At 33.0% G+C, this 16965-nt stretch carries 18 protein-coding genes; 10 read left to right on the top strand and 8 right to left on the bottom strand.

The features are described from left to right. Positions 1-97: 97 nt before the first annotated feature. Complete coding sequence (metG, locus tag ABDW27_RS11465) at positions 98-2155, bottom strand: methionine--tRNA ligase (protein ID WP_343696027.1); 2058 nt, start codon at positions 2153-2155, stop codon at positions 98-100. A gap of 432 nt (positions 2156-2587) precedes the next feature. On the opposite strand from metG, the gene ABDW27_RS11460 reads away from it, so the two are divergent. After that, positions 2588-2815: a CDGSH iron-sulfur domain-containing protein gene (locus ABDW27_RS11460; RefSeq protein WP_343696026.1), complete on the top strand. Its 228-nt coding sequence runs from the start codon at positions 2588-2590 to the stop codon at positions 2813-2815. Between the two features lie 53 nt (positions 2816-2868). Here the strand turns inward: ABDW27_RS11460 and ABDW27_RS11455 are convergent, their stop codons facing one another. The 7 genes from ABDW27_RS11455 to ABDW27_RS11425 form a co-directional block, all read right to left on the bottom strand. After that, positions 2869-3768, bottom strand: a complete 900-nt coding sequence (locus ABDW27_RS11455) for a PhzF family phenazine biosynthesis protein (RefSeq protein ID WP_343696025.1) — start codon at positions 3766-3768, stop codon at positions 2869-2871. 73 nt (positions 3769-3841) lie between these two features. Next, entirely contained in the window at positions 3842-4399 is a 558-nt protein-coding gene (locus tag ABDW27_RS11450; RefSeq protein WP_343696024.1) for a YdeI/OmpD-associated family protein, read from the bottom strand. 182 nt (positions 4400-4581) lie between these two features. Next, positions 4582-4914: a hypothetical protein gene (locus tag ABDW27_RS11445; RefSeq protein ID WP_343696023.1), complete on the bottom strand. Its 333-nt coding sequence runs from the start codon at positions 4912-4914 to the stop codon at positions 4582-4584. A gap of 8 nt (positions 4915-4922) precedes the next feature. Then, positions 4923-5201 (bottom strand): hypothetical protein, encoded by a 279-nt coding sequence (locus ABDW27_RS11440; protein WP_343696022.1) that lies wholly within the window; start codon positions 5199-5201, stop codon positions 4923-4925. 531 nt (positions 5202-5732) lie between these two features. Next, positions 5733-6422: an outer membrane beta-barrel protein gene (locus ABDW27_RS11435; RefSeq protein WP_343696021.1), complete on the bottom strand. Its 690-nt coding sequence runs from the start codon at positions 6420-6422 to the stop codon at positions 5733-5735. An 11-nt stretch (positions 6423-6433) separates the two neighbouring features. After that, positions 6434-7024 (bottom strand): hypothetical protein, encoded by a 591-nt coding sequence (locus ABDW27_RS11430; RefSeq protein WP_343696020.1) that lies wholly within the window; start codon positions 7022-7024, stop codon positions 6434-6436. Between the two features lie 2 nt (positions 7025-7026). Continuing rightward, positions 7027-7533, bottom strand: coding sequence for a hypothetical protein (locus ABDW27_RS11425; protein ID WP_343696019.1), 507 nt, complete (start codon positions 7531-7533; stop codon positions 7027-7029). A 403-nt stretch (positions 7534-7936) separates the two neighbouring features. On the opposite strand from ABDW27_RS11425, the gene ABDW27_RS11420 reads away from it, so the two are divergent. The 9 genes from ABDW27_RS11420 (at position 7937) to ABDW27_RS11380 (ending at position 16903) form a co-directional block, all read left to right on the top strand. Further along, positions 7937-8479 carry a hypothetical protein gene (locus ABDW27_RS11420; RefSeq protein ID WP_343696018.1) on the top strand — a complete coding sequence of 181 codons (543 nt, stop codon included), beginning with the start codon at positions 7937-7939 and terminating at the stop codon, positions 8477-8479. A gap of 145 nt (positions 8480-8624) precedes the next feature. Continuing rightward, positions 8625-10169 carry a patatin-like phospholipase family protein gene (locus tag ABDW27_RS11415; protein ID WP_343696017.1) on the top strand — a complete coding sequence of 515 codons (1545 nt, stop codon included), beginning with the start codon at positions 8625-8627 and terminating at the stop codon, positions 10167-10169. 91 nt (positions 10170-10260) lie between these two features. Beyond that, a complete protein-coding gene (locus ABDW27_RS11410; protein ID WP_343696016.1) occupies positions 10261-11157 on the top strand; it encodes a hypothetical protein in 897 nt (298 codons plus the stop codon). A gap of 25 nt (positions 11158-11182) precedes the next feature. Next, entirely contained in the window at positions 11183-12592 is a 1410-nt protein-coding gene (locus tag ABDW27_RS11405) for a T9SS type A sorting domain-containing protein (protein WP_343696015.1), read from the top strand. 153 nt (positions 12593-12745) lie between these two features. After that, positions 12746-14017: a serine--tRNA ligase gene (gene serS, locus ABDW27_RS11400; RefSeq protein WP_343696014.1), complete on the top strand. Its 1272-nt coding sequence runs from the start codon at positions 12746-12748 to the stop codon at positions 14015-14017. Positions 14018-14106: 89 nt separating this feature from the next. Continuing rightward, positions 14107-15888, top strand: coding sequence for a tetratricopeptide repeat protein (locus tag ABDW27_RS11395; RefSeq protein WP_343696013.1), 1782 nt, complete (start codon positions 14107-14109; stop codon positions 15886-15888). Positions 15889-16029: 141 nt separating this feature from the next. Next, positions 16030-16341 (top strand): DUF4286 family protein, encoded by a 312-nt coding sequence (locus tag ABDW27_RS11390; protein ID WP_343696012.1) that lies wholly within the window; start codon positions 16030-16032, stop codon positions 16339-16341. Between the two features lie 36 nt (positions 16342-16377). Then, positions 16378-16698: a hypothetical protein gene (locus tag ABDW27_RS11385; RefSeq protein ID WP_343696011.1), complete on the top strand. Its 321-nt coding sequence runs from the start codon at positions 16378-16380 to the stop codon at positions 16696-16698. 13 nt (positions 16699-16711) lie between these two features. After that, entirely contained in the window at positions 16712-16903 is a 192-nt protein-coding gene (locus tag ABDW27_RS11380; RefSeq protein ID WP_343696010.1) for a hypothetical protein, read from the top strand. The last annotated feature ends 62 nt before the right edge of the window (positions 16904-16965 follow it).

The raw sequence follows: 16965 nt of genomic DNA, 5'->3' as shown, positions 1-16965 counted from the left end.
TACTTTTTCTGAAATAATGTATCTTTAATCAAAAGAAAAAGCGTGAATCAATTTAGTCTTAATTGATTCACGCAATTGATATATAAATTATAGAACTTTAATTTACAGTCGCACCATTAGGCGCATCAGCATCAGGATTTACAAATACCAGTTTTCCTTCGGCATTTGTTGTCATTAAGATCATTCCCTGACTTTCAACTCCGCGTAAAGCTCTTGGAGCTAAATTAGCTAAAACAGAAACACGTTTCCCGATGATTTCTTCAGGAGAAAAACTCTCAGCAATTCCCGAAACGATTGTACGAACGTCAATTCCTGTATCAACTTTAAGAACTAAAAGTTTGTTTGCTTTTGGCATTTTTTCAGCCTCAAGAATAGTTCCGATACGGATATCCATTTTAGCAAAATCATCAAACTGAATTAAATCTTTTTGTGGTTCAGCTTGTTTATTTTCGGCAAGGTTAGCGGTTTTTGTAGCTTCCAATTTATCTATTTGTTTTTGTATTTCTTCGTCTTCAATTTTAGCGAAAAGCAATTCTGCTTCTCCTATTTTATGTCCGGCAGCAATTAATTCGTCATTTTCAGCTACATCAGACCATTTTAGATTCCCTTCATTTTTCAGGATTTTGGACAATTTAGCAGCTGTGAAAGGTAAAAACGGTTCAGCCAAAACGCTCAACGCAGCAACAATTTGCAATGCTACATACATTTGAGTTTTTACACGTTCAGGATTGTCTTTCATTACTTTCCAAGGCTCTTCGTCTGCCAGATATTTATTTCCTAAACGGGCAACATTCATTAATTCGCCTAAAGCTTCACGGAATCTGTAACGCTCAACTGAACTCGAAATAACTGCCGGATAAGCTTTTAATTCTGCTAAAGTTTGTTCGTCAACTTCTGTAAATTCATTTGGTGTCGGAATAATTCCGTCGTAATATTTGTTGGTTAAAACTACAACACGGTTTACGAAGTTTCCGAAAATAGCAACTAATTCATTGTTATTTCTAGCCTGAAAATCTTTCCAGGTAAAATCATTATCTTTTGTTTCCGGAGCATTTGATGTTAAAGCGTAACGCAAAACATCCTGTTTGTCTGGAAATTCTTCTAAATATTCATGTAACCAAACTGCCCAGTTTTTAGAAGTCGAAAGTTTGTTTCCTTCTAAATTCAGGAATTCATTTGCAGGAACGTTGTCAGGTAAAATATAACTTCCTTCGGCTTTTAACATCGCCGGGAAAATGATACAGTGAAAAACAATATTATCTTTTCCGATAAAGTGAACCAATTTTGTTTCTTCATCTTTCCAATATGGTTCCCAGTCTTTTCCTTCGCGTGCTGCCCATTCTTTTGTAGATGAAATATATCCGATAGGTGCATCAAACCAAACGTATAGTTTTTTCCCTTCGGCACCTTCAACCGGAACATCAATTCCCCAGTCAAGGTCACGCGTTACGGCACGAGGTTCTAATCCGGCATCGATCCAAGATTTTACTTGTCCGTAAACGTTGGTTTTCCAGTCATTTTTGTGACCTTCTAAAATCCATTCGCGTAAAAAAGCATCGTAACGATCAAGAGGTAAAAACCAGTGTTTAGTTGATTTTAAAATTGGAGTTTCGCCTGTAATTGTCGATTTCGGATTTATTAAATCTGTCGCATTCAAAGTCGATCCGCAATTTTCACATTGATCTCCGTAAGCTCCGTCATTACCACATCTAGGGCAAGTTCCAACCACAAAACGATCTGCAAGAAACTGATTTGCTTTTGCATCATACAATTGCTCTGTAACTTCTTCAATAAAATCGCCTTTATCATACAAAGTTCTAAAGAATTCTGAAGCTGTATCGTGATGAATTTTTGCAGATGTTCTTGAATAATTGTCAAATGAAATTCCGAAATCAGAAAATGATTTTCTGATAATTCCGTCGTATTTATCAATAACTTCTTGTGGTGTAATTCCTTCTTTTTTGGCTTTCATCGAAATTGCAACACCGTGTTCATCGCTTCCGCAGATAAATGCAACGTCTTTATTTTGCAATCTTAAATATCTCGAATATATATCTGCAGGCACGTAAACCCCCGCCAAATGTCCAATGTGGATTGGTCCGTTTGTATAAGGTAATGCTGCTGTAATAGTATATCTCTTTGGATTTTGTATCATAACTCAATTTTATTGAGTGCAAAAATAAGCAATAGAATTGAGATTTTATTATTACATGGAGATTCGCAGGCAATTTCGCAGAGTTGCACGAAGAAAAAGCGCAGAGATTCGCTAAGTTTTTAGTTTTTTTGAATCTCGCAAAGTCGCAGAGATGCAAAGTTTTTAAGTTATTCAATTGCCTCCAGCTTTAACTGGAGGTTATAAGAAGTCAATTTATCTGGCTTTAGCCAAAAGACATAGTTTGGCTAAAGCCGCTTTTGAGGACAATCATAAATTTCATCCAGCTAAAGCTGGACGCAATTAAATAAAAAACGTTGTGTATCTCTGCGGAATTAAGAATTAAAATAGAACCAGTTTAAACTAGCATTCGCATCAAAATCTTCAGAATATATTTCGCAATCTTTGCATCCGAAAAAAACAAAAAACAAGTTTATGAGCAAGACAAAACTAATCATCAATAAAAACGGATCAATCAAAATTGAAGGTGATTTTGAAATCATGGATCCGGAAGGAGTACTTTACGGATTACAAGGAAGACAAGCACTTGGACTTTGCCGCTGCGGACATTCTGCAAATAAACCATTTTGCGATGGAGCACACAGAAATAATTTCGAGCACGATTCAAAAGCGTTTGATTTACCGCCGATGAAAACGAACTAATTGGTTTTTAAAAATACAAAAAGCTGCATCCAGAAATGCAGCTTTTTTGTTTTCTATATATAAAGTTCCCCCTTCATAGTAATTATCGAAGAACCTCCAACCAAAATATCTTCCTCGCGATTCATAACTTCAATCATTGAGGCTTGTTTTAACCTTACGCCCTGAAGAATTTTATATTCTTTTTCAGATTTGGTGAATTTCTTTTGGGTTAAAAAACCAATTAAAGGACCCGCAGCTGTTCCTGTTGCCGGATCTTCAATTATGCCGATTATTGGATTGAAGAATCTTGTTTCGACTATATGTTCCTGACCTTCGGCAAGGGTGAAACAGTAAAATCCTTCAAAATTATATTCTTTTGAAATTTCGATTAAGAGCTGATTGTCTGGAACAAAGCTGTTAAGGATTTGACTATTTTTTATGGGAACCATCGCGTGGGCAACTTCTGTTTTAACTATTGTTGGAACAAAAGCATTTACGTCTAAATCTTCAATTTTTAAACCCAGAGCTACTGCAATTCTATACGTTGGAATTTCCTGTTTGATAACTGCCGATTTTTGGTGCATTTGAACAAGAGGATAAAACGTAACCGGATCAAAAGTAACTGTTAGCGGAATTGCTGAATCTTTCATGATTACAAAAAGTTCACTTTCGTTTTGTTCGTCAAAAATTGGCATTCCTTTTAACAAAGCACCGCAGACTGCGCCCAATAAATTATGTCCGGCACCGTCGATTTCGAATCCGGTTGGGGTAAACGAACGTACCATGAGCGCTTTTTCTCTAGGAGAATAATAGACAAATGAGGTTTCAGAATAGCCAAATTCCTTAGAAATATCCTTGTAAGTTTCCAGTTTTAGATTACCATCGGTAAAAACCACCGAAAGTGGATTTCCTTTGTAGCTTTCGTTTGAAAACACATCTAAAACGTAATATTCTAATGCTTTTCTTCCTTCCATTCCTTTTCTTTTTTAGCTGAGACTTTTTTAACGGAATAAAATTACGGTTTATAAAACATCAAAACAATAATCTTTATAACATTCGTTTTCCTTCGGCGCTAAATTTTATTGCTTTTTCGAGTCTCGCAATTCTGGTTTTTTCTTGTTTTGCACTCATAATTACATGAATTATTACTTTTCTGTACGATGGAGCCTGATTACTGAAATATTCCCAAGCTGTTTTATTAGCTTTAAATTGTTTTTCGAGTTCCGGATCAAGTACATAAGCTTCATTTTCATGCGAGTAAATTTTAGATCTTTCTTCAGATCTTAATTCGTAAGCTTTTATTCCGGCTTCTTTCATCAATCCGGCTTTTGTGAGTGCTTCAACTTTTTTAATATTTATAGCACTCCAAATACTTGATTTTTTTCTCGGTGTAAATCGTATCGTATAACTTTCATCATCAATAGTTTTTCGAATGCCGTCGATCCAGCCAAAACAAAGCGCCTGATCTACAGATTCTGACCAGGTCATACATGGTTTTTTGGTGCTTACTTTATAGAAACCAACTACAAGTTCAGTTTCTTTTTGATAATGCTTTTCCAGCCATTCTCTGAATTTTTCTTGTGTTGCGAAAAAAGTTGGGGTCATGTTATTTTGTTTTTATTGGAGAAAGCGGAGGAGTGGGTGGAAGAATTGAACTTAAATTACCAAAGTCAATAACTTGTTTCGTTTTTATAAACTTCAAATTTTCTTTAAATGTACTTAATGAATTTATATAGACATAAAGTTCTTTAGGTGCATTATCTCCATGTATATAAATTGATTTTTTTTTATTTTTTTTCCTTGATATTGATTAGATAGTCCTGACCATCTTCAAGATTTTTATCATAATATAGAGAATCATATTTCTTTAAGTTTAAATTTTGAAGAAACGTATTTAATTTAATTTTTTCATCATTTGAAATTATTGCATAAAAATTTTGTTTAGGATTAGGATAATTTCTTTGAAGGTATATTGTATCACTCTTTGTAAATTTAATAGAATTAATCTCTGCTAAATTTGAAGAAGATAAAATCAAACTGTCAAATGGATATTCTATTGTTTCTTCTTTTTTGCAACCAAAAAAAGTAATTAAGATTAGTAAAAAAGCTTTTTTATTCATGACTTAAATTATAGATTAGCAATAAATCTAACAATCCATAAAAGTATAATAAATAACAGAAAAGAAAACTGAACCTTATTGACTTTTTGATTTCCAAACCTTTTTACCAATAATCGATCAATCAACAAAACAAGAAAAACCGGAAGCAAACCCATTAAAATGTAAATCCCTAATAATCCATCTTGCGCTGAATTTCCGGTTATCAGGATTATAGCATAAATTATTCCTGCTAAAATCGAGATAATTCCTAAGAGAAAAAATAGGGTTAGGTTTTTTGTAAAGCTCATATAGTTGTTTTGATTATTTTTCTTGCACGAAAGAAAATTATAATTGAAATAATAAAGTTAGCAAAAAGATAAAGTCCAGTTATGGCTTCGGATCTAATTATTTCAAAGCATGCTGTAATTATCAGTGTTATTGAAAAGAAGATATTAAGCCAGTCAATTAGTAATAGAAAAAAAACTTTTGATTGATTTGATTTCCAAATTTTTAAAAATGAAAGTAAGAAAACCAATAATCCCAATCCAGAAGTAATCCAGCAACTATAAATGTAAATAAAAAGTGTTTTTAATGCGCCAAATGAACTAGAGTTGTCAAAATAATAGATAAAAAATATAGCAACCGACCAGATATTGGTAATTAAAAGTGATAATAATAAACTTTTGTAAATAGTGTTTTTCATGGTTTTGGTAGTTTTGGTTAATAGAATTAACACTATACATTTATCATGCCGAAGGATAAAAGTTTCTTTTTTCAACTATTTATTAAAAGAAAACCCGATAACAAAATGAATGTTATCGGGTTTGATTTAAAGTTTTCTATTTTCTAAAATGAAATATATTATAACTTATTCCAAATGATATCGTACTTGTTTTACCTTGCAGAGTTGGTCCTGTATAATTGTGGTTTTCGTCAAAACTATTTATCTGAACATCTTGTAATACGTTAGCCATACCTAAACTATATCTCAGATCAAATCTAAAATTATTATATCCGCCTGTAAAACCCAATCCAACACCGTAATTATATTTTGCAGAATTCTGTAAATCAGATTCGGTTACTAAATAAGGCAGATAATATTGGTAAGTCACATCGTCACCTTTTGATGGTGTAATTGGATCAACAATTGAGGCAAATACTCCAGCCTGAGGCCCGAAGAAAAATTTATCTTCTTCAGGTTTTAAAATATAGTAGTTAAAGTAAAAACCAAAGTTAATTTCAGAGTATTTATATTTTGATATTTTTGCTTCTTCAAAACCGCCTTCTACATATTTTAAATCGAGTGTACTTTGTTTGTAAGTTGCTTCCAGTTGAAAATTATAAGTTTCATGGTAACCCATAAGACCATTTATTCCAACATAAAATCCCGGTTTAGATTCGCTTAATAAATCTGATGATTTTAAATTGGTTTGCGAAAGCCCCGCTGCAACGTAAAACCCTCTTGGTGCCTGACTGTATATTGAGAGATTAAAAAATAATGCAATTATAAAAAGTAATGTTTGTTTCATTATTAAGGATGTTATTTACAATTAATATATCTTGTGTCTGAGAAAAAGCCTAAAATCGATTCGTTTCTTTCATCAGGGTAATCGTATTTGTCAACTTTTGCCATTAAACTAGGACAGTCAGAAAAATATGTTCTAATAAATGGAGCTATTTTTAATCGGGTTTCTATTTTTGCATCTGATTTTCCTGATCTGGTAGAAATTTGATCAATAATAGTTTCACTATTATCAATAACATATAATTCATAAGATGTTACACTAGAAGACATTGAGCCATGAACGGTAGTTGTAGTTATAGCTAAACCAATAAGTTTTCGATCTGGTTTTTCTGCGTAAACAAAATAAACCTCAGCTCTTTTTTTCTGATTTAAATGAAATGATTTTAGCAGACTCGGACCAATTAATGCCTGATCAAGATCTTCAAACTTAATATACTTTTCCCAAGTCTTACCCACATTTACATAAGATATTCTTTTGTCAATTAATAAAACATCTGTAAGTTCTGGTCTAATAAATGATTTGTTTCCTTTTTTATCAACGATGTATGAATTTTGCGCAAAAGTTCCTGTAAAAGTAAATAACAGAATTATTAATAGTTTTTTCATAATTATCTTACGGTTACTTTAGATGATACATTATAAGTCCTAGAATAAAAGTCCATTTTTAAATCGCAAAACTGTAGAGTAAGTTTTCCATTTATATTAGATATATATACAAAACCTTCATTAGGATAACTGTAATCACCGCCATAATAAGCAGTCATAGAAACATATTTACTATCTGCAGATGTAAATATTGGGCAGTCATCATTGCAAATAGTATAAATTCCAGGTTCCACAACTACGTTGTCAGGAAAATATAATATAAAAGAAGCTCCAGAACCATTGACAGTGATCTCATATCTATCCATGACAGAAGATAAGTATCCAGAAGAAAGTGTTTTTTTATCACCATTCAGAACAATAGTATTGTCGTCGATATTACATGGAATATTTGGAGCATTCACTTCAACAACAACAGAGGTTTCAAAACTTTCGCAAATTCCTTTAGTCGTTTTTAATTTATATTCTCCAGCCATAGCTGTAGTTACGTTTGTAATAACCGGATTTTGCAAATTTGATTGAAAATTATTTGGCCCTGACCAGTTATATTTCGTGTCTGAACTCTGTTCTGGTGTGTACAGTTTTAATGTCCCGCCAGGAACTAAAGGCGAATTACTCTTAACTGTATTAGAGGGAAGATAGCATGTGACTGCTTCATTTGAAGAACAGCTAAATAAGCAAATAATGCAAAAAAAGCTAAATAGAAAAACTATTGTTTTTTTCATAAAAATTTAGAATAATGATTGTTTTTGGTTAAAAAAGTGCTAAAGTATAATACATTGTTATGAATTTTCAGCAGGTATTTTCACCTAAAAATGATTGGTAATTTTAGAAAGATTTAGATTTAATCAGTTTTTAACCGTTGTTCTTCATTTTTATTCGAAATTTGTATTCTTATTTTATAAACAAAACCCAATGGAAGAATTCGGCAGAATACTAGTTTCAGAAACAGCAGCAAATAGCGAAAATCCGCAGGATATTATCAATTCAAATATTTCGATAATAAATTTAATTCGTGAAGAAAAAGTAAACGACGACTTCATTCACGAAGATGCTTTATTGAGTTATTATTTAGATTATTATGCTTCGCAATATTCGGCTGGCAATTTTTCTCAGTTTGTATATAATTCTGGATGGAATAAGGAACTGAACGAATTAATAGAAGAAGGTCTGGCTTTAATTGGTGCCGAAAAACATTTAGAATTATTTCAGGCGCAGTCAAAAAGAGTTAAACTGCTGAGTTCTGTTAAAATTGGTAAATTTTTAAAAGGAAAGCTGGAAGGCGTAAACCCTACAAGAGATTTGCTGAACAACAATACTTTTTTTGAATTGGATGAAAATCTGGTTCAGCTTAATGCTAATTTCCTAAAAAACCATCCTGATTTTGAAGCACTTCCGGTTGAAGAGATATTTGCCGTTTTAGAAGAATTTATTGGGCATGAAATTAAAAGGGCTTAGATTTTTAAGGTTCAAAGAAGCAGAGTAACAAAGAGTCAGAGGTTTTTTTGGTAAAATTTAGCTAATCTTTTCTGTCTTCACCCAGCATTTGCAATTTCTTTATTAATTTCGCTTTGAGTGATTTATCTATTTTAAAATAGTCAAAATGAGAAATAAATACTGCCAGATTCTGCTTGTTCTTTTTGCTCAAACCGTAATTTCTCAAAATAAAATAAACCTTTTTTCGGAGATCAATTATAACTCCATTCCTGATGTTTCTTTAGCTGATTATAAATCGGTTCAGGAAAGAGATCAAAAATTTCAAAATCCGAATATCGCTCTCGGAATCGGAATTTCCGGCGGCGGTTCGCGAGCCCAGTTTTTTAGCATGGGTGTTCTCCTCGGACTTGAAGAAATTGATGAAAATTATCTGCAGCGCAATTTTTTAAATGAAATCGATTATTATTCAACCGTTTCCGGCGGCTGTTTTTCGGCCGGATATTATTTAACGGTTCTTAAAAATAAACTCCAGCATGATAATTGTTCTTTCAACGAATTTTACTTTTCAAAAGCTGATGCTTATAAAGATTATGTAGATAAATCGGCTAATATTTTATCACTTTTAAATAACAGCCGAAACGAAAAAGGGGATAAAATCCCGATGACGCAGCGCATCGATGCTGATATTTTGCAATACGATGCATTAAATCCTGATAATAAAGATAAGTTTAATACTCAAATGCTGCTGTCTGATTTTTTTGTTCCAAAAGAAAGTAAAACAGAACCTTCGCTGCCCATGTTTGTAGCCAACGGAACTGCTTTTAACAATGGCGAACGAATTGCGTTTATGCCTCACGTTATTAAAGGACTTGGAATAGATGAATCTCTAGCACCCAATAAAGCAGATCTTGTATTGAATGAAAGCAAAATTAACGACGGTTACAATTTTCCTGTAACGTATGGCATAACGGCAAGTTCAGCTTTTCCGGGTGTTTTGCCAAAGGTTAAATTTGGCATCAAAAATCAGGATAAAATTTTATGCATTATTGATGGAGGCGCTTCTGATAATACGGGTTATAAAACTCTCGCAGAACTGCTTCATTCTGATACGAGAGTGGAGGACAAAAATAAAAAAGCACTTTTTATCGATTGTCTCGGACAAGGCAAAAAGGAACCGTACATCAACGATACAAAAATCGGACTTCTTTCATTATTCGAAACAGCTTCATTATATACAGTTCAAACACGTTATATGACTTTTGATAAAGATGTCGAAAACACTTTTGAACGCTACAAAATTCCAGTAAAAAATTATCAGATCATTGGTTTTACTACAATTCGGAATCATTTGCAAAAAATGAAAAAGGATGAAAAGTACGAAGAACTCGTTTCAGAATTAAAAAACACAACGGATGATTCTAGCGGCTGGTTTAAATTATATACAGATTTTAAAAATGATATCGTAGAGAAATTCGGCGAAAGTGCATTCAAAAAAAATAAAGATGGAGAAATTATCGCCGCAACGCTTCAAAAAGATAAGTTTCAGGAACTTTCGGCGGGAGAAGTTTTGCTAATGTACGAGTATGCATCGCATATTGAAACCAAATTGCGGATAAAACCAGAAGAAAGGGATATCTTATTATTGGCCGGAAGATATGCTGTATTTTTAAAAACTCCCGAACTAAAAGAATTGCTTGTAGAATATAAATAAAGTACTGATTTACTTGTTTTTTTGGTTTTATTGAAAAAATTTAGCTAAAATATTTTATATTTGATAGCCCTAATTTTAAAACCAAGAACCAATGAAAATTAAAACCTACTTAATTCTCAGTGGCATTTTTCTATTTCTATTTTCCTGTGGAAAAAATGAAAAACAGCTCATTGACGAAAACGCCCCTTCGTTAGCCGTTCAGTCTGAAACCCCAAAAGCAGCAGAACAGCTTATTTTTAAGAAAAGTGAAGACATCGTTCCTTCTGATGAACTAGACTTGGGTCTGTTGCAAAAAACGGCCAAAAATCTGAATGTAAAATATTCCAGTATTAAAATTGAAGATGTAAGTTCGATTCGGTACAACGAAAAAGTGACTTTTTTTGTAATTTGTATTATCAAAAAAAATAGCAAATCAGTTTCTAACGAAGAAGATTTAGGTAATTTTTACGAAAGAAAATACGTGTTTGTAAATAACGAAGACGGAAAAATTCTGGATCAGTTAACAGATCAAAATCTTGGCTATCATGAAAATGAAGGTTTAAGAGTTTCGAAAACCTACATTTTGAAAGATTTACTACATCTCAACGACAAAACAACTGCCATTGCATTAAGCACAGAAGTATACTCAAACAGCAGAGTTGTCATGTATTCTGAAGAAAAGTTTACGATTGTAACTTTTGACGGGAATAAAATGAATAAAGTCTTATACGAATACCCAATTCGATCTGCAAACGGTGACTCAAACGGAGGCGGAACCTATCAAATAGAAACTTTAGAAACCGGAATTAGTCTTTCAGATTCGCAAACAAACGGATTTTATGATTTGTTAGTTTCTAAAATCTTTACTTATGAAGACGCCGCCGAAGAAGATCTGGAGAATGATATTCAGCAAAAAAGTGATTTAAAAGTCAAAAAAGAATTTCAAAAACTAAAATTTAACGGAAAAACATATTCTTTTAAGAAAGACGATCGCAACCGATTTTTGTAATTTCGCATTTACTGAAATTTAAAAAATGTTGAAAAAGATATTTCTTGTTGTATTAATTTGGCCCTTTTTCTTGCTGGCTCAGGAAAAACAAAAAGAAGTGTCTGAAAATGTTACGCAGTATTTTTATAATAATCATACTGTTTCTGCTGCTATTTGGTTCGGGGAAGATAAAAAGCCAGACAGTTCGAAAACATATTATTCAAACGGAAAACTAAATGAAGTTTTTTATTTTGATAAGGACGGATTGAAAGACGGAGATGGTTTTCAATACAATCCGCAAGGCGAAAAACTGGTAACGTGGAGTTTTACACACGGGAAAATGACTGGAAGAACAGACCACAAACTTCCGTATGGAAAAGACCGTGAAGAATCGGTTAAAAAGGCATTAAAAATGCTGACTGAAATCAATGCAAAAACCAATTTTAACCCAACAAGCGTTAACGATTTATACAACCGCGGCGTTTTAGGAGTAAGTTTAGGGAATAATACACTGGCAATTGAAGATTTAAAAAAGGTTGAATTTGCCATTGATAAAGATCCAAAAAATAAGAATTTGGTTTTATCAGATTCGGCCCAAAAGAAAACATCGGCTTTTAGGAGTAAACTTTATGACCGAATGGCAAGTGTTTATTCTATTCTTGAAATGGACGGTTTTGCATTCAACTATTATTTCAAAGCAATCAAAAATGCACCCGATGATTATCGCATTTTATATAATTTTGCAACACTGTTGCAAAAAAGAAAAATAAACGATCTGGCACGTTTTTATTTAGAGAAAATTGTAACAGAAAAACCAAATCAATCCCAAGCATATCAAGCACTTTCCAGCTTATTGGCAGGAATAGGAGAATATCAAAAAGCATTAGAAAATATTGAAAAAGCATTTGAATACAATAAAGAAAATGACAGAAAATCACCTTCGCGAACGGAAGAAGATTTAAAGACAATTCGCGGTTTATTGTATCATAAACTAGGAGAATCTAAAAAAGGAATTGCTGATTTAAAAGCTGTTTTAGAAACAGACAAAAACAATTCTTATGCAATGAAAAATCTTGGAATTATTTATCTCGATCAGAAAAAATATGACAACGCCTGCGAGTTGTTTCAAAAAGCTAAAGAGCTTAATTATGCTTTTGTTTATGATGAAAATGATTTAGAAGATCTCTTAGAAAGTGCCTGTAATAAACATCCATTAGAAAAAACAATCAAAAAACAGCCTTTCGTTTCTCCAAATCCGGCAGTAAATACCATCTCAATTGAGAATTGGGTAGATAAAAACTTTGATTTTGAGTTTTTTAACTTCGAATCAAAATCAGTTTTAAAAGGTAAAACCAGTGACGGCACAATAAATGTCATTGGGCTGGGTTCAGGGTTTTACTTTTTAAAAGTGAGTTCGGGCAACTCTGCAGAAATTTTTAAAGTGATTAAAGAATAAGCAAAAACTCTTCGCAGATCTTTCCGCCAACTTCGTGTATCTCTGTGAAATCATAGAAATAACTTTAGACTAAACTTTCTACCTAATCTTAGCAAACATTTCATTAAATTTGCTTCCGTTATTAAAAAATACAATAGTTATAAAAAACAAGCTATGTTACAAATTGCATTTATTAGAGAAAATCAGGAGAAAGTAATCAAGGCTTTGGCAAAACGAAATATCGATGCCAAAAGCATTGTTGAAGAGGTGGTGAAACTAGATGAAAATCGTCGTGCTGCACAAGTGGAGCTTGACAATACTTTGTCTGAATCTAATAAATTGTCCAAAGACATTGGCGAATTAATGAAAGCTGGAGAGAAAGCCAAAGCAGCGATCTTAAAAGAAAAAACAGCGACATTAAAAGAAAAAAGCAAAGAACTTGGCGAAAAAGCAGAAGCTTTGGCAGTTGAGTTAACCAATAAATTATACACTTTACCAAACCTTCCGGCAGATATTGTTCCTGAAGGAAAAACTCCGGATGACAATTTGAATGTTTTTCAGGAAGGTGATATTCCGGTTTTACATGAAGGCGCACAGCCGCACTGGGAATTGGTAAAGAAATACGATATCATCGATTTTGAGTTAGGTGTAAAAATTACCGGCGCAGGTTTTCCTGTTTACAAAGGAAAAGGAGCAAAGTTACAGCGTGCTTTAATCAATTATTTTTTAGATAAAAATACAGCTGCAGGATACAATGAAGTTCAGGTACCGCATTTGGTAAACGAAGCTTCAGGTTACGGAACAGGGCAATTGCCGGATAAAGAAGGGCAGATGTACCACGCAGGAGTTGATGATTTATATTTAATTCCAACCGCTGAGGTTCCTGTTACGAATTTATTCCGCGATGTTATTTTAAACGAAAGCGAACTGCCGGTTTTGCAAACTGCTTATACGCCATGTTTCCGTCGTGAAGCAGGTTCATACGGAGCACACGTTCGCGGATTAAATCGTTTACACCAATTTGACAAAGTAGAAATTGTTCGCATCGAGCATCCTGAAAAGTCTTATGAAGCACTTGACGGAATGGTTGAGCACGTAAAAGGTATTTTAAAAGAATTAAAACTCCCATACCGAGTTTTGCGTCTGTGCGGTGGCGATATGGGTTTCACATCGGCTTTGACTTATGATTTTGAAGTATTTTCTACGGCACAGGATCGCTGGTTAGAAATCAGTTCTGTTTCTAACTTTGAAACTTTTCAGGCAAACCGCTTGAAATTACGTTTCAAAGACAAAGACGGAAAAAACCAATTGGCACACACATTAAACGGAAGTTCATTAGCCCTGCCTAGAGTTTTAGCCGGAATTTTAGAAAATTACCAAACGCCGGAAGGAATCGTAATCCCGGAAGTTTTACGTCCTTACTGCGGATTTGATATTATAAACTAAATTTTTTGTAATTTAGAGTTAAACCTGACGGGCTTTTAAAACCCGTCAGGTTTCTTAATTGTTTAAAATACCACATTAAAAACTGAAATATGAAAAACATCTTTATCTATATCGTTTTGTTGTGGTCGGGTTTTGCATTTTCGCAAAACGAACAGTTAGCAAACAATTACTACGACAAAGGTGATTTTGAAAAAGCCAAAATCATTTACGAAGACCTTTTAAGAAGTTCTCCATCCAATACCCAATATTTTTTACGAACTATAGATTGTTATCAGCAGCTGCAGCAGTTTGATCTTGCTGAAAAAACAATTTTAAGCCGTTATAATGCATACAAGCAAGGCGCTTTTCTGGTTGAATTAGGGTATAATTATCAATTACAGAAAAACGAATCAAAAGCCAAAAATTACTACGATCAGGCAATCGAAAAAATAAAAACCAATCCAAATGATGTTTATGGAGTTGGGAATGCTTTTGAGAAAAAAGTATTGTTGGAATATGCTTTAAAAGCATATCAAACTGCAATGCAGATTCAGCCGAATTATAATTTCAATTTCCAGATTGGAATGTTGTATGGTCAATTAGGTAAAACCGATTTAATGATTGATCTTCTGCTGACAGAATCATATAACAATCAACAGAATGCTAATTTAATTCAAACGCAGTTATCCCGTTTTATGAATGGCGAAACGGATAACACCGCTTTTAAAGATGCCATGCGAAAAGCCCTGATTTTAAGAACACAAAAAGATCAGGATGTTTTCTGGAATCATTATTTAAGCTGGTTTTATGTACAGCAGAAAGAATTTGGAAAAGCCTTTATTCAGGAAAAAGCCATTTATAAACGCGAACCTGAATCTTTAATCAGTATTGTCAATTTAAGTCAGTTTGCTTTAAATGAAGATGACACCGAAACGGCTTCTGAAATTCTCAACTTTATTCTGCAAAACACAAAAGATCAGGATTTACTAATTCAGACCAATGCCAATTTAATGCAGATTAAAATCAATAAGGCACAGGAAAAAGATTATCCCGCAATTACTGCTGAACTGCAGCAATTACTGATTACTTACGAAATAAATCCTTTTACGTTATCTTTGCAGTTAATTCAGGCTCGTTTTTTAGCTTTTAATTTAAAAAAGACAGAAGAAGCCAAATCAGTTGTAAAAAGAGCTTTAGAATTAAATTTGAATGCTTATCAACAGGCTGATGCAAAGATGGAGCTGGCAGATATCCTTCTTTTAGAAGAAAAATTTAATCAGGCGCTTATCTATTATTCGCAGATTCAAATGGATTTAAAGAATGATGTTATGTCGCACGAAGCAAGTTTGAAAGCCGCAAAAACAAGTTATTACAAAGGCGATTTTGAATGGGCTTTAAAGCAGTTTAAAGAATTAAAATCGGCCAACACTCAGTTAATCGCCAATGACGCTCTAGAATATTTTTTACTGATAAACGACAACACCGCTGCTGATTCAACTCAAACAGCTTTGAAACAATTTGCAAAAGGCGATTTTTTACTTTATCAGAATAAAAAACCAGAAGCCATTACACAGTTTCAGAGTATTTTAAAGAATTTTAAAGGACAGGAAATCGAAGCGGTTACATTGTTGCGTTTAGGAAAAATATATGAAAGTCAAAAAGATTATCCTTTAGCTTTAAGTCAATACCAGCAAATCATTGATAATCACAGCGACGGAATTTATGTAGATGAAGCGCTGTTTTTCTCAGCAGAAATTTACAACGACGAACTAAAAGATATAGAAAAGGCCAAGCCTTTGTATGAAAAGGTAATTTTTAACCATCAGGACAGTATTTACTTTGTTGATGCCAGAAAAAAATACCGAGAATTGAGAGGAGATAAGAATTTATAATTTGGTTTAATCGGTTATTTGTTTATCCGTTTATTCGGAATTATCAATTGAATTAAATGAATTAGTAATATGAGATGTATTTTAAGATTCTAAAAAAAACTTAGAACCTTAGCGCCTTAGTATCTCAGAACCTTAAAAAAAATGATAATTTTCAACGTTACTACCAATATACACGAAAGTGCACACGATCAATGGTTAAAATGGATGCAGGAAAAGCACATACCGGAGATCCTCGCAACACAAAAATTTTCTTCGGCAAGAATTGTAAAAGTTTTGGTTGAAGAAGAAATGGGCGGAGTTACCTATTCTGTACAATACATAACCGATAGCAAGGATACTTTAGAAAAGTATTATTTAGAAGATCAGCCCAAGTTTGACAGAGAAGCATTAGAATTATTTGCAGATAAAATGCTTTCTTTTAGAACGGAGCTTGAGGTTATTTCGGAACATTAATTAGTTTTCAGTTGCAAAAAAACTATTTGGATTTATATGAATTATAAAAAACTAACTGATTACGATATTTCTTTAAGAGGACAATTGACGATCAATTTACCGGTTATATTTATAATACTTACAACAGGCTTTGGATTAAGTATGTATGCTGATCTACATTTTAAAATAGCAATGTTGATTGGAGTTGCTTTAGGATGGATTTACTGGAGTTTTTCTGTAAAGAGATGGATTGAGTGGGCAGTTGCAAATAATGTTGAAGAGGAAAGATTAGTGAATATTGGAAAAAAAGGATTATTGGTTTGGAGTAAAAATACTGTTGAAACAGTTACTAAACACAACAAAATTCCTTTCATGTAAACTTTTTTAAGTTATGGAAATTCGATTTCAAACAAAAGAAGAAAGTAATAAACAACAGCAAGAAGAATTTCTAAAGTTATCAAAAGCAGAGAGGTTTTATAGTTTTTTACGCTTAAGTGAGAGGATGAGTAGATTTCCTGTAAAAAACAAAATAGATAAAAACAAGGATAATTTTCAGATTGTTATTGAGCCAAGAAACAAATGAGTTTGACTATAGTAAGTTTGTGGCAAAAAAAATCTAGAATAATAAAAAATAAAGCTTTGAGT

Source organism: Flavobacterium sp., assembly GCF_039595935.1.
Taxonomy (GTDB): domain Bacteria; phylum Bacteroidota; class Bacteroidia; order Flavobacteriales; family Flavobacteriaceae; genus Flavobacterium.
This window is presented reverse-complemented; position numbering and strand designations above follow the sequence as displayed.